General features: G+C 66.5%; 12 protein-coding genes. 11 read left to right on the top strand and 1 reads right to left on the bottom strand.

Annotated features, from left to right (window positions below):
- Nucleotides 1–23: 23 nt before the first annotated feature.
- The 7 genes from KEC55_RS22340 (at nt 24) to asd (ending at nt 5,878) form a co-directional block, all read left to right on the top strand.
- A complete protein-coding gene (locus tag KEC55_RS22340) occupies nt 24–782 on the top strand; it encodes a Tat pathway signal protein (protein WP_282510884.1) in 759 nt (252 codons plus the stop codon).
- A 235-nt stretch (nt 783–1,017) separates the two neighbouring features.
- Nucleotides 1,018–2,427: a 3-isopropylmalate dehydratase large subunit gene (gene leuC, locus KEC55_RS22335; protein WP_282510881.1), complete on the top strand. Its 1,410-nt coding sequence runs from the start codon at nt 1,018–1,020 to the stop codon at nt 2,425–2,427.
- A 3-nt stretch (nt 2,428–2,430) separates the two neighbouring features.
- Nucleotides 2,431–2,577: an entericidin A/B family lipoprotein gene (locus KEC55_RS22330; RefSeq protein WP_282510878.1), complete on the top strand. Its 147-nt coding sequence runs from the start codon at nt 2,431–2,433 to the stop codon at nt 2,575–2,577.
- A gap of 68 nt (nt 2,578–2,645) precedes the next feature.
- Entirely contained in the window at nt 2,646–3,296 is a 651-nt protein-coding gene (gene leuD / locus KEC55_RS22325; protein ID WP_176045926.1) for a 3-isopropylmalate dehydratase small subunit, read from the top strand.
- Between the two features lie 77 nt (nt 3,297–3,373).
- Nucleotides 3,374–4,441 carry a 3-isopropylmalate dehydrogenase gene (gene leuB, locus KEC55_RS22320; RefSeq protein ID WP_282510873.1) on the top strand — a complete coding sequence of 356 codons (1,068 nt, stop codon included), beginning with the start codon at nt 3,374–3,376 and terminating at the stop codon, nt 4,439–4,441.
- A gap of 110 nt (nt 4,442–4,551) precedes the next feature.
- Nucleotides 4,552–4,671, top strand: coding sequence for a hypothetical protein (locus KEC55_RS22315; protein WP_006756675.1), 120 nt, complete (start codon nt 4,552–4,554; stop codon nt 4,669–4,671).
- 85 nt (nt 4,672–4,756) lie between these two features.
- Nucleotides 4,757–5,878: an aspartate-semialdehyde dehydrogenase gene (gene asd / locus KEC55_RS22310; RefSeq protein WP_282510844.1), complete on the top strand. Its 1,122-nt coding sequence runs from the start codon at nt 4,757–4,759 to the stop codon at nt 5,876–5,878.
- A 99-nt stretch (nt 5,879–5,977) separates the two neighbouring features.
- On the opposite strand, the gene flgE is transcribed toward asd, so the two are convergent.
- The gene (gene flgE / locus KEC55_RS22305) at nt 5,978–7,222 is read right to left on the bottom strand and encodes a flagellar hook protein FlgE (RefSeq protein WP_282510841.1); all 1,245 of its coding nucleotides are present in this window, start codon (nt 7,220–7,222) and stop codon (nt 5,978–5,980) included.
- A gap of 839 nt (nt 7,223–8,061) precedes the next feature.
- Between flgE and KEC55_RS22300 the strand changes: the two genes are divergently transcribed.
- The 4 genes from KEC55_RS22300 to trpB are packed head-to-tail and all read left to right on the top strand — an operon-like array spanning nt 8,062 to nt 12,901.
- A complete protein-coding gene (locus KEC55_RS22300; protein WP_282510838.1) occupies nt 8,062–10,143 on the top strand; it encodes a FimV/HubP family polar landmark protein in 2,082 nt (693 codons plus the stop codon).
- Nucleotides 10,143–10,955 (top strand): tRNA pseudouridine(38-40) synthase TruA, encoded by an 813-nt coding sequence (gene truA / locus KEC55_RS22295; protein WP_282510835.1) that lies wholly within the window; start codon nt 10,143–10,145, stop codon nt 10,953–10,955. Before KEC55_RS22300 ends, truA begins: the two co-directional genes overlap by 1 nt.
- Nucleotides 10,952–11,653, top strand: a complete 702-nt coding sequence (locus KEC55_RS22290; RefSeq protein WP_282510832.1) for a phosphoribosylanthranilate isomerase — start codon at nt 10,952–10,954, stop codon at nt 11,651–11,653. Before truA ends, KEC55_RS22290 begins: the two co-directional genes overlap by 4 nt.
- A gap of 54 nt (nt 11,654–11,707) precedes the next feature.
- Complete coding sequence (trpB, locus tag KEC55_RS22285; RefSeq protein WP_282510829.1) at nt 11,708–12,901, top strand: tryptophan synthase subunit beta; 1,194 nt, start codon at nt 11,708–11,710, stop codon at nt 12,899–12,901.

Genomic DNA, 12,901 nt, shown 5'->3' with positions numbered 1-12,901 from the left:
CTTCCCATACGACTCTCATGACCATGAATACCCGTCGCCATTTCCTGGCTTCCACCTCCGTCCTTGCCGCGGCGTGCGCGGCCGCCACGCCCGTGTTCGCGAGCGACGCGCCTGCCAGCGATGCAGAACTGCAGCGCCAGATGCTCGGCAAGCTGACGAACGAACTGAACGATCGCGCGACCGCCACCGACGAAACCGGCTATCTGCTCGACACGTTTTTCTCGTGGACGCCGCCGACCGTCGCCGCGGCTTCCATCAATACGATCGCCGCGTTCAGTTTCGGCAACCGCGCCGGGGCATCGGCCGCAGCACCCGTACCGGGCCCCGTCAACGAGGCGATTGCGGACGTCGTGTTCCAGCTTCGGCAGAAGGTCGCGGCGCCGATCTTCGCGCAGCAGGACATCGCCAGCGTGCTCGCGTCGAAATACGGTCTGACGGCCGGCGTGACGGCGATTGCGACACCTGCGCTGGCGGCCGGCAGCCCGATACCGACCCCCGACGGCGTCGTCGCCGCAATCGTCAAGCAGGCCGGCTCGGCCGCGGCGCTCGGCAAGGTCGGCGTCGTCACGCATGCGGATCAGGCTTCGCTCGCCGTGCGCGCGTCGAATACGGCGGGGATGCAGGCGGCGGCGCCGGCGGGCTTCACGCTGCCGTCGCTCTACGACACGTCCGCGCAGATGGCGGCCATGCGGCGGCGCGACCTCTACCTGCTGAGCAACGCCGGCATGCAGCTCGCGATGCTGCGGCTCGACCTGATCAACCGCGAGTACCCGAACGGCTGACGCCGCCGGCCGCGGGGCGCGGCACGAGATCCGGGCGACGCATCCGCGCGATCGTCGTCCGCACGGATCGTGCGTGCCCCGTTTTGCCGGGTAATGCCGATACAGGTATTGCGACTACCAGCCAAACCACTGTTTTTAATGGGTTTTTTCGCATCCGGCCTGCGCCGGGACGCGTGCTGCGTGGCATAATCGACCACATCCGCAAGGCTTGTAGTCACAACGACCCCGCATACCCATGGCACAGACTCTCTACGACAAACTGTGGAACACCCACGTGGTCCACGCCGAGGAAGACGGCACGACCCTGCTCTATATCGACCGTCAGTTGCTGCACGAAGTCACGAGCCCGCAGGCGTTCGAAGGGCTGAAGATGGCGCAGCGTCCGGTGTGGCGCATCAGCGCGAACCTCGCCGTGTCCGACCACAACGTGCCGACCACGGACCGCAGCCACGGCATCGCCGATCCCGTCTCCAAGCTGCAGGTCGACACGCTCGACGCGAACTGCGATGCGTTCGGCATCACGCAGTTCAAGATGAACGACGTGCGCCAGGGCATCGTCCACATCATCGGGCCGGAACAGGGCGCGACGCTGCCGGGCATGACGATCGTGTGCGGCGATTCGCACACGTCGACGCACGGCGCGTTCGGCGCGCTCGCACACGGCATCGGTACGTCGGAAGTCGAGCACGTGCTCGCGACGCAAACCCTGCTGCAGAAGAAGAGCAAGAACATGCTCGTGAAGGTCGAGGGCACGCTGCCGCGCGGCTGTACCGCGAAGGACATCGTGCTCGCGATCATCGGCAAGATCGGCACGGCAGGCGGCACGGGCTACGCGATCGAATTCGGCGGCTCGACGATCCGCGCGCTGACGATGGAAGGCCGCATGACCGTCTGCAACATGGCGATCGAAGCCGGCGCGCGTGCGGGCATGGTCGCGGTCGACGATACGACGGTCGATTACCTGAAAGGCCGCCCGTTCGTGCCGACCGGCGCGGAATGGGATCAGGCCGTCGAATACTGGCGCCAGTTCAAGTCGGACGACGGCGCGCAGTTCGACCGTGTGGTCGAGCTGAATGCAGCCGAGATCGTCCCGCAGGTCACGTGGGGCACGTCGCCGGAAATGGTCACGTCGATCGACGGTCGCGTGCCCGATCCCGAGCGCGAGAAGGATCCGGTCAAGCGCGACGCGATGGAGCGCGCGCTGGCGTACATGGCGCTCGAGCCGAACACGCCGATCGAATCGATCAAGGTCGACAAGATCTTCATCGGCTCGTGCACGAACGCACGGATCGAAGATATCCGCGCGGCCGCGTATGTCGTGAAGAAACTGAACCGTCGTGTCGCATCGAACGTGCGGCTCGCGATGGTCGTGCCGGGCTCGGGCCTCGTGAAGGCGCAGGCCGAGCGCGAAGGGCTCGACAAGGTGTTCACGGATGCCGGCTTCGAATGGCGCGAGCCGGGTTGCTCGATGTGCCTCGCGATGAACGCCGATCGGCTCGATCCGGGTGAGCGCTGCGCGTCGACATCGAACCGCAACTTCGAGGGCCGGCAGGGCGCGGGCGGTCGCACGCACCTCGTGAGCCCCGCGATGGCGGCAGCCGCGGCGATCGAAGGTCACTTCGTCGACATTCGCCAGCTGGGGTAACGCGTGACGACATCGAAGGTCATTGCGCGGCTGGTTGCCGCGCTGGCGCTGGCGGGGCTGGGGTTCGGCCTCGCGGGCTGCAATACCGTCCAGGGCTTCGGGCAGGACGTCAACGCCGCCGGCAGCGCGATCAAGCGCGCCGCGGAATGACGCGGCCCGCCGAGGATTTGTCGATGTGCGCCGGCTGAACGCCGGCCCTTCAACCGGATAGACGGATCATGGAAAAATTCACTGTACATACCGGCGTCGTAGCGCCGCTCGATCGCGAGAACGTCGACACCGACGCGATCATCCCGAAGCAGTTCCTGAAGTCGATCAAGCGCACGGGCTTCGGTCCGAACGCGTTCGACGAATGGCGTTACCTCGATCACGGCGAGCCGGGCCAGGACAACTCGAAGCGTCCGCTGAATCCCGACTTCGTGCTGAACCAGCCGCGCTACCAGGGCGCGTCGGTGCTGATCGCCCGCAAGAATTTCGGCTGCGGCAGCTCGCGCGAGCACGCACCGTGGGCGCTGCAGCAGTACGGCTTCCGCGCGATCATCGCGCCGAGCTTCGCGGACATCTTCTTCAACAACTGCTACAAGAACGGCTTGCTGCCGATCGTGCTGACCGAGCAGCAGGTCGATCACCTGTTCAACGAGACGGTTGCGTTCAACGGGTTTCAACTGACGGTCGACCTCGACGCACAGGTCGTGCGTTCGGGCGACGGCCGCGAGTATCCGTTCGAGATCACCGCGTTCCGCAAGTACTGCCTGCTGAACGGCTTCGACGACATCGGCCTCACGCTGCGCCATGCGGACAAGATCCGCCAGTTCGAAGCCGAGCGGCTCGTGAAGCAGCCGTGGCTCAACACCAAGCTGGTCGGCTGATCGTGCCTTTCGGGCGGGCGCGCCAGCGGCGCGTTCGCCGGCCTGCCTCATAAAACCTACCCAGTCAGGAATTTCGCATGAAGATTGCAGTGCTGCCCGGCGACGGCATCGGTCCGGAAATCGTCAATGAAGCGGTGAAGGTGCTGAACGCACTCGACGAGAAGTTCGAACTCGAACAGGCGCCGGTCGGCGGCGCGGGCTACGAGGCGAGCGGTCATCCGCTGCCCGACGCGACGCTGAAGCTCGCAAAGGAAGCCGACGCGATCCTGTTCGGCGCGGTCGGCGACTGGAAGTACGACTCGCTCGAGCGCGCGCTGCGCCCTGAGCAGGCGATCCTCGGGCTGCGCAAGCATCTCGAGCTGTTCGCGAACTTCCGCCCGGCGATCTGCTATCCGCAGCTCGTCGATGCATCGCCGCTTAAGGCCGAACTCGTCGCGGGCCTCGACATCCTGATCGTGCGCGAACTGAACGGCGACATCTATTTCGGCCAGCCGCGCGGCGTGCGTGCGGCGCCGGACGGCCCGTTCGCCGGCGAGCGCGAAGGCTTCGACACGATGCGCTATTCGGAACCGGAAGTGCGTCGCATTGCCCACGTCGCGTTCCAGGCGGCCCGCAAGCGCGCGAAGAAGCTGCTGTCGGTCGACAAGGCGAACGTGCTCGAAACGTCGCAGTTCTGGCGCGACATCATGATCGACGTGTCGAAGGAATACGCGGACGTCGAGCTGTCGCACATGTACGTCGACAACGCGGCGATGCAGCTCGCGAAGGCGCCGAAGCAGTTCGACGTGATCGTCACCGGCAACATGTTCGGCGACATCCTGTCGGACGAAGCGTCGATGCTGACGGGCTCGATCGGCATGCTGCCGTCGGCGTCGCTCGACAAGAACAACAAGGGCCTGTACGAACCGTCGCACGGTTCGGCGCCGGACATCGCGGGCAAGGGCATCGCGAATCCGCTCGCGACGATCCTGTCGGCCGCGATGATGCTGCGTTACTCGCTGAATCGTGCGGAGCAGGCCGATCGCATCGAGCGCGCGGTGAAAACGGTGCTCGAACAAGGTTACCGTACGGGCGACATCGCCACGCCGGGCTGCCAGCAGGTCGGCACGGCAGCGATGGGTGACGCGGTGGTCGCGGCGCTGTAAAGCGATGCGGCACCGATAATGTAGAAAGGGTGCGAACGGGCCGCGAAAATCGGCCGGTTCGCCCACGGTTGGCCGTTGTGCGGGCCACCGGCTTTGTGTAGACTCGAACGATGGCGCTGATTTCCCTGATCTCCCCGGTCCTGAAACTCCACGGCAACACTGCCCGTGCGGGTGCGCGCGCCATCGTCATCACGAAAACCATTACCACGAAAACGATCATTAAACGCTGATCGCCGTCGTGCCCGCCTGTTTCCCCGCGCGGTCACGCGGGGACGGAAATGGCGGGGAAGCTCCATTCAAAGCAAAGGGTTAGTCATGAACGTAGGTCTCGTAGGTTGGCGCGGCATGGTCGGCAGCGTCCTGATGCAGCGCATGCAGGAAGAAGGCGATTTCGACCTGATCGAACCGGTGTTTTTCAGCACCAGCAACACGGGCGGCAAGGCGCCGTCGTTCGCGAAAAACGAGACTACGCTCAAGGACGCGACCAACGTCGACGAGCTGAAGAAGTGCGACGTGATCATCACGTGCCAGGGCGGCGACTACACGAACGACGTGTTCCCGAAGCTGCGCGCGGCCGGCTGGAACGGCTACTGGATCGACGCGGCATCGTCGCTGCGGATGAAGGATGACGCAGTCATCATCCTCGATCCGGTCAACCTCGACGTGATCAAGGATGCGCTCGTCAAGGGCACGAAGAACTTCGTCGGCGGCAACTGCACGGTCAGCCTGATGCTGATGGCGCTCGGCGGCCTGTTCCGCGAGAACCTCGTCGACTGGATGACGGCGATGACCTACCAGGCCGCATCGGGCGCGGGCGCGCAGAACATGCGCGAACTGCTCGCGCAGATGGGCACGCTGAACGGTGCGGTGAAGGAGCAGCTCGCCGATCCGTCTTCCGCGATCCTCGACATCGACCGCCGCGTGCTGGCCGCAATGAACAGCGACGCGATGCCGACCAGCAACTTCGGCGTGCCGCTGGCCGGTTCGCTGATCCCGTGGATCGACAAGGATCTCGGCAACGGGATGTCGAAGGAAGAGTGGAAGGGCGGCGCGGAAACCAACAAGATCCTCGGCAAGCCGGCAATGGGCGAGCCGGGTTCGATCCCGGTCGACGGCCTGTGCGTGCGGATCGGCGCGATGCGCTGCCACTCGCAGGCGCTGACGATCAAGCTGAACAAGGATGTGCCGCTCGACGAGATCAACGGCATCCTCGCGTCGGCGAACGATTGGGTGAAGGTCGTGCCGAACGAGCGCGAAGCGTCGATGCGCGACCTGTCGCCGGCGAACGTCACGGGCACGCTGACGGTGCCGGTCGGCCGCCTGCGCAAGCTCGCGATGGGCGGCGAATACCTGTCGGCCTTCACGGTCGGCGATCAGCTCCTGTGGGGCGCGGCCGAGCCGCTGCGCCGCATGCTGCGCATCCTGCTCGACAAGTAAATCCGCTTGCGTGTCCGGCCCGCGGGCCGGACTGCACACGAAGACGCGCCGCGTCGGCCCTGGGTTCAGGGCTGGCGCGGCGCGTTTTTCATATGCGGATCAGCGCATGCTCAGCAGCGTCTGGTCGACGGCTTGCTGTGTCTTGATCGTCTGCGCGTTCGCCTGGTAATTGCGCTGCGCGGTGATCAGGTTGACGAGCTCGGTTGTCAGGTCGACGTTCGAGTTCTCCAGTGCGCTGCCCTGCAGCGTGCCGTGGTTCGTGCTGCCCGGCGCGGAGACTTGCGGCACGCCCGACGCGGCGGTTTCGACATACTGGTTCCCGCCGACGTTCACGAGCCCGTTCGGGTTGTTGAAATTCGCGAGCGCGATCAGGCCGAGCACCGCGCTCTGGCCGTTCGAGTAGTTGCCGGTCAGCTTGCCGTCGGTGCCGATCGAGAACGTCGTCAGCGTGCCGCTCGCGAAGCCGTCCTGCGCGAGATTGGTTACGCCGTCCTTGCCGCCGTACTGCGTCGTGCCGCCCAGGTCGAGCGTCAGGTTCTGCGGGTTGGCGCCGCCCGTCGTGTTGGGAATCGAAAACGCGAACTGGCCGAGGCTCGGCGTCGGCTGGCCGGTCGCGGCCGACGTCGTCGAGCTGATCCGGCCCGATGCATCGAACGTGACGGTGCCGAGATTCGTCGGCGTCTGGCCCTGCACGCCCGCGTACGCCTGCCACGTACCGGCCGCGCTCTTCGCGAAATACATCGTGACCTGCTGCGAGCCGCCGAGCGTGTCGTAGACCTGGATCGACGAGTTGTAGTTGTACGTCGTGCTGTCGCTCGCGTTGAACGGCGTCTTGGTCGGCACCTTGTCCTGCGAGTTCAGGTTGAACTGGCCGGTAATCGTGTTCGTCGCTCGCGGCGCGATGTTGTTGGTCGGCGCCTGCAGCGCCACGGTCTGCGCGGTGTTGATCACGCCGCCCGCGCCGGCCGCGTAGCCCATCAGGTTGCGGCCTTGCGAGTCGACGATGGCGCCGTACTTGTCGCGATGGAACGTGCCGTCGCGCGAGTACGTGGTCACGCCGTTGCTCGACATCTGGAAGAAGCCGTTGCCGTTGATCGCGACGTCGAGCGACGATTTCGTCGTGTTGATCGTCCCCTGGCCGAAATTCCGCTGCACCGACGCGAGCTGCGTGCCGATGCCGATCTGCGTGTTGGCCGACGTCGCGACCGAATTCGCGTACATGTCGGCGAAGTTCGCGCGCCCCTGCTTGAAGCCAACCGTGTTTGCGTTCGCGATGTTGTTGCCGATCACGTCGAGATTGCTCGACGCGCCGGTCAACCCGCTCAAACCCTGCTGATAGCCCATGTTCGATCCCCGTAACGAGCTGGTGAGTAAATGCAGCCTTGCGACTGCGCTGACTTCTGGCACTGCACGGCGTCAGCCCGGCCGATCGCGCTCCCGCCTTTCCGGCGTGGGTGAACGCAAAGGTCGAATTGCACCGATTCCTGTTTGAAGGCGATCGTATCGACGGCGATTATTTCGTCTGTGTAATTTTGTGTAATGTAATTGAATTGATGTCGAAATGAATGCTTTTGTATGAGCAATGGATCGTGGGGTAAGAGCGGAAAGCCTTGTCAGACATGGCTTTGCTGGGGGAAATGTTCAATTCTCCGATAAGAGATGGAAATTGCCTTCTTATCGGTCAATTGAAATTAATTTGAGTGGGATTGGCCATCCGTCGGGATTTTTTTTGATTATCGGCGGCTAATTCATTAACGGCAGGCCGCGCGAATTGTTGAGCCGGTGTGCGTGATTTCGTCGTCGAGATCCAACGCCGGAGGCGCCGGTAGGCAATGCCGCCCGGGGCGTACGCGACAGCCGAGCCATTCGTTCCGGAAGCGATGATGTCGCGATGCCTTCCATCGATGGGGGCAGGTTTGTTCGATCAATCCGGTGTACCGACCACCGGGTGCGGATCCGGGGAGGCTGCGGCCCTCCGAGCTCCGGGCGCCCGCGCCCGGTTGCACCGGCCGGAGACGAATTCGGCCCGAACGCGATCGCGTGAAGTAAACTACGCGGTTACGACGCACAGACCAGCCGAAAGCGTCGCGTTCCGCGCGACGCTTTTGCATTTCTGCGGCAACTTTATTGACGCCTTCAACCGCGAATCCGAGCCGCGCCCGCGCGCGGCGATAGAGCCAACGATGTCCCGAATTTCCTTGTTTCCGCGTCAGTCCCGTCTGTCGCGCGCCGTGCGTGGCGCGCTGGCGATCCTGGCGCTTGGCGCAGCCGCATCGGCCTGGGCCGTCGGCACCGTCGAACTGCCGGCGTCCGCTGCCGGCGCCGCAGCACCGCTCACCGTGACGGTCCAGCCGGGCCAGTCGCTGAACGACATCGCGAAAGCCGCCACGCAATCGCACGATCCCGGCGTGCTCGCGCGTGCCGGCCGCGCGCTGTTCGACGCCAATCCGCAGGCGTTCATGAAGCGCGACGCGAGCCGCCTGAAAGTCGGCGCGACGCTGACCGTGCCCGCGCTCGACGCAACTGGCGCGGCACTCGTGCCGGCCGGTGCCGCCGCTGCATCGGGTACGGCGTCCGCGTCCGCGCCTGCCGCTGCATCCGGCAGCGCCGCGGAAGCGCAGCATGGCGCGTCCGCGCCGCATCCGGGGTCGGCCGTGCAGTCGGCACCGGTCACACCGGCCGTCCATGCGGCTCCGGTGAGCGGCGCGAGCGTTGTGACGGCAGCGGGGGCGTCGGCTTCGGTCGGTGCTTCGGCGGCGCACGGTGCGTCGGCGGCCGACAGCTTGCAGCCGGCGGCACCTGTTGCAGGTGCAAGCGGCCCGCATGTGTGGAGCGGGGCGATCCAGTCGGCGCCGTCGTTCGCGAGCGAGGCCGCGGTCCAGTCGGTGCCGGGCAGCCAGGTTTCGGGTTCGCATGAACCGGCTGGTGCGGCGCCCGCCACGGGCGCGTCGCAGCCGCGACCGTCGAGCCTGCAGCAGTTGCTGGCGCTGAAGAACCGCGTGCTGATGGAGTTGCAGAAGCACGGCATCGGCAAGCCGGGCACGACGAACGACGTCGCACCGGTGCCCGCGCCGGCACCCGCCGCGCCGCGTCCGGCCACGAACGACGCCGGTGCGTCGGCGGCCGCGTCGACAGCAAGCGAAGCGGCGTCCGGCGTCGCTGCCAGTGCGGCGCAACCGGCATCGGTGCCTGCTCAACCGGTTGCACCTGTCGCGACGCCGGTGCGCCGTACCGGGCAAATGGACTGGCGTCCTGCCGCCGTGGCCGGCGCAGCCGTGATCGTGCTCGCGGCCGGTTTTGCGTGGCGCAAGCGCCGGAAGGGCCGCGGAGCGGGCGATGCGGGTGTGGCGGCAACCGCGGCAGGTGCTGCCGTGACGCCGGAAGCCGAAGCCGCGCCGTCGATCGACCGCGAGCTGCCGATCCTGCCCGAGATGCCGGTCGCGCGCGACGCGGCGTCCGATCAGTACCTCGCTGCGGCGACGGCTGCTGCGGCCGAAACGGTCGAGCCGACTGCCGCTGACGCGGCGTCGACGCCGGAAGTCGCAAAGCCGCATGACGAGCATCCCGAATTGCCGGCCGCGCAAGCGGCAGTGCCGCTCGCGAGCGACGCAGCACCGGTTCCAGTTCCGCACGATGCAGAACCGGCAGAAAAGGCCGCCGCCAAGCCGGCCGACACGCCTGCCGCGCCTTCGACGACCGACGCGCAACACGCGACGCTGATGCAGAACGCAATCAGCGCGCTCAGCAGCCTCGACATGCCGTTGCCGCCGCGGACGTCGGGCGGCGCGCCGCTGACACCGGACGAGCTGTCAGCGCGGGCAGGGCAGTCCGATGCCGATATATTCGCAACTAACGGTCAAGCCGCATCGCACCCGCCGATTGGCGCGAACCATCCGGCCCACGAACATCCGGCCGACCAGGACGACGAGTACGATTGGGATCCGGATGCTGCGACGCCCGCCGGCCACGCGGGCAGCGCGCCTGCGCTGTCGTCGCTCCCGTCGCTCGGCGGCGCGCAGTTCGGCGCGCTCAAGCTCGATTTCGATCTCGACCTGCCGTCCGCGCCGGGCGCCACGCTGCCCGCGCTGACGGCGGACGAACTCGCCCGGATCGCGCGCAACAAGCTCGATCTCGCATCGGAGTACGTCGAACTGGGCGACCTGTCCGGCGCACGGACGCTGCTGCAGGAAGTGGTCGACGCGAACGACACCGCGACGCGCGACGATGCGCGCGCGCTGCTCGCGAAGCTGGCGGACGAGGCGTGATGCGGATCGCACTGGGCGTCCAGTACGACGGCGCGGCGTTCTGCGGCTGGCAGGCGCAGCCGCACGGCAAAACCGTGCAGGACCGGCTCGAGCACGCGCTGGCCGAGTTCGCGCGGGTGCCGCTGCATACGACGGTCGCCGGCCGGACCGACGCGGGCGTGCACGGGCTCGGGCAGGTCGTGCACTTCGACACCGATCTCGATCGCGAGGTGTTCTCGTGGGTGCGCGGCACCAACGCGTTCCTGCCGTCGACCGTGTCGGTGCAATGGGCGAAGCCGATGCCGGACACGTTCCACGCGCGGTTCTCCGCGTTCGAGCGCACCTATTACTACGCGCTGTACGTGCATCCCGTACGGTCGCCGATGCTGGCCGGGCGCGCAGGCTGGATCCACACGCCGCTCGACGACGACGCGATGCGCGCCGCCGCCGCGCACCTGATCGGCGAGCACGATTTCTCGTCGTTCCGGTCGTCGGAATGCCAGTCGAAGACGCCGGTCAAACACCTGTATCAGATCGACGTGCGGCGCGCGGGGCATTTCATCCATTTCCGCTTCCGTGCGAACGCGTTCCTGCATCACATGGTGCGCAACCTGATGGGCTGCCTCGTCGCGGTCGGGCGCGGCCGTTATCCGGCCGACTGGCTTGCCGACGTGCTGGCCGGGCGCGACCGCAATCTCGCGGCGCCCACGTTCATGGCCGACGGGCTGTACCTCGCCCACGTCGGCTACCCGGCGGAATTCGCCGTCCCGCCCGCGCAGCTCGGCAGCGTGCCGTGGAGCAGCGTCTGGGCCGATCTGGACCCTCAATCATGACGGATCACGCCGTGTCTTCCCCGACTCCCGCCGCCACCGGCCTGGCGCCGCGCACGCGCATCAAGCTGTGCGGGCTGTCGCGCCCCGAGGACGTGCTGCACGCGGCGGCGCTCGGCGCCGATGCGATCGGCCTCGTGTTCTACCCGAAGAGCCCGCGCGCGGTGACCATCGCGCAGGCGGCCGAGCTGGCGAGCCTCGCACCGCCGTTCGTGTCGGTGGTCGGGCTGTTCGTGAATGCGACCGAAGCCGAGATCGAGGCCGTCGTGCGCGACGTGCCGCTGACGATGCTGCAGCTCCACGGCGACGAGACGTCCGGGCAGTGCGACGCGCTCGGCCGCGCGGCACGCCTGCCGTGGCTGCGCGCGGTGCGCGTCGGCCCCTCGACGCAGCCGTCCGATTTGGTAGAATCGGCTCTTCATTATTCGAAAGCGCGCGGCCTCCTGTTCGACACCCTGGTGCCGGATTACGGCGGTAGCGGCAAGGTCTTCGATTGGTCTCTTATTCCCGCAGAGCTCGCGCATCGGGCCGTTTTGAGTGGTGGCTTGAGCGCGCAAAACGTCGGTGATGCGATCCGCCAGTTGCGTCCGTTTGCTGTCGATGTCTCAAGTGGCATCGAAGTGGAGGGCGCAAAGGGCGTGAAGGATCACGCCCGGATGGCGGCGTTCGTACGCGCGGTGCGCGAAGCGGACGCCCGGTGATGCAAGCGGTGCGGCCCCGAAAGCGGGGCGCACCGACCGATCAAGAGAGACACCATGTACAACCTTCCTGATGATCGCGGCCACTTCGGCCCGTATGGCGGCGTGTTCGTCGCCGAGACGCTGATTCACGCGCTGGACGAACTGCGCGCGGCGTATGAAAAATTCCGGACCGATCCCGATTTCGTCGCTGAATACGAGCGCGAACTGAAGTATTTCGTCGGCCGTCCGTCGCCGATCTACCACGCGCAGCGCTGGAGCGAGATGCTCGGCGGCGCGCAGATCTACCTGAAGCGCGAGGATCTGAACCACACGGGCGCGCACAAGATCAACAACGTGATCGGCCAGGCGCTGCTCGCGAAGCGCATGGGCAAGAAGCGCGTGATCGCGGAAACCGGCGCCGGCCAGCACGGCGTGGCGACCGCGACGATCTGCGCGCGCTTCGGCATGGAGTGCATCGTCTACATGGGTGCCGAGGATGTGCGCCGGCAGGCCGCGAACGTGTACCGGATGAAGCTGCTCGGCGCGACGGTCGTGCCGGTCGAATCGGGCTCGCGCACGCTGAAGGACGCGCTGAACGAAGCGATGCGCGACTGGGTCACGAACATCGAGAGCACGTTCTACATCATCGGCACGGTCGCGGGTCCGCACCCGTACCCGATGATGGTGCGCGACTTCCAGCGCGTGATCGGCGACGAGTGCAAGGTGCAGATGCCCGAACTCGCGGGCCGTCAGCCCGACGCGGTGATCGCCTGCGTCGGCGGCGGTTCGAATGCGATGGGTATCTTCTATCCGTACATCGACGATAAATCGGTGCAGCTGATCGGCGTCGAAGCGGCCGGCGACGGCCTCGACACCGGCCATCACGCGGCATCGCTGATCGCCGGCAGCCCGGGCGTGCTGCACGGCAACCGCACGTACCTGCTGCAGGACGACAACGGCCAGATCATCGAGACGCATTCGGTATCGGCCGGCCTCGACTATCCGGGCGTCGGCCCCGAACACGCCTGGCTGAAGGACAGCGGCCGCGCGCAGTACGTGCCGATCACCGACGACGAGGCGCTGAAGGCCTTCCACGATTGCTGCCGGATCGAGGGGATCATTCCCGCGCTCGAGTCGAGCCACGCGATCGCGTACGGCGTGAAGCTCGCGCCGACGTTGCCGAAGGACAAGATCCTGCTCGTCAACCTGTCGGGCCGCGGCGACAAGGACATGCACACGGTCGCCGAGCGATCGGGCATCGACCTCTGA

The sequence above is a fragment of the Burkholderia cepacia genome (assembly GCF_029962485.1).
GTDB lineage: Bacteria > Pseudomonadota > Gammaproteobacteria > Burkholderiales > Burkholderiaceae > Burkholderia.
Note: the sequence above shows the minus strand (reverse complement) of the source record. Positions and strands in the feature narration are given on the sequence as shown.

Coding starts and splice junctions, on each gene's coding strand:
- KEC55_RS22340 (WP_282510884.1), top strand. CDS start 24: ATGAATACCCGTCGCCATTTCCTGGCTTCCACCTCCGTCCTTGCCGCG.
- leuC (WP_282510881.1), top strand. CDS start 1,018: ATGGCACAGACTCTCTACGACAAACTGTGGAACACCCACGTGGTCCAC.
- leuD (WP_176045926.1), top strand. CDS start 2,646: ATGGAAAAATTCACTGTACATACCGGCGTCGTAGCGCCGCTCGATCGC.
- leuB (WP_282510873.1), top strand. CDS start 3,374: ATGAAGATTGCAGTGCTGCCCGGCGACGGCATCGGTCCGGAAATCGTC.
- KEC55_RS22315 (WP_006756675.1), top strand. CDS start 4,552: ATGGCGCTGATTTCCCTGATCTCCCCGGTCCTGAAACTCCACGGCAAC.
- asd (WP_282510844.1), top strand. CDS start 4,757: ATGAACGTAGGTCTCGTAGGTTGGCGCGGCATGGTCGGCAGCGTCCTG.
- flgE (WP_282510841.1), bottom strand. CDS start 7,222: ATGGGCTATCAGCAGGGTTTGAGCGGGTTGACCGGCGCGTCGAGCAAT.
- KEC55_RS22300 (WP_282510838.1), top strand. CDS start 8,062: ATGTCCCGAATTTCCTTGTTTCCGCGTCAGTCCCGTCTGTCGCGCGCC.
- truA (WP_282510835.1), top strand. CDS start 10,143: ATGCGGATCGCACTGGGCGTCCAGTACGACGGCGCGGCGTTCTGCGGC.
- KEC55_RS22290 (WP_282510832.1), top strand. CDS start 10,952: ATGACGGATCACGCCGTGTCTTCCCCGACTCCCGCCGCCACCGGCCTG.
- trpB (WP_282510829.1), top strand. CDS start 11,708: ATGTACAACCTTCCTGATGATCGCGGCCACTTCGGCCCGTATGGCGGC.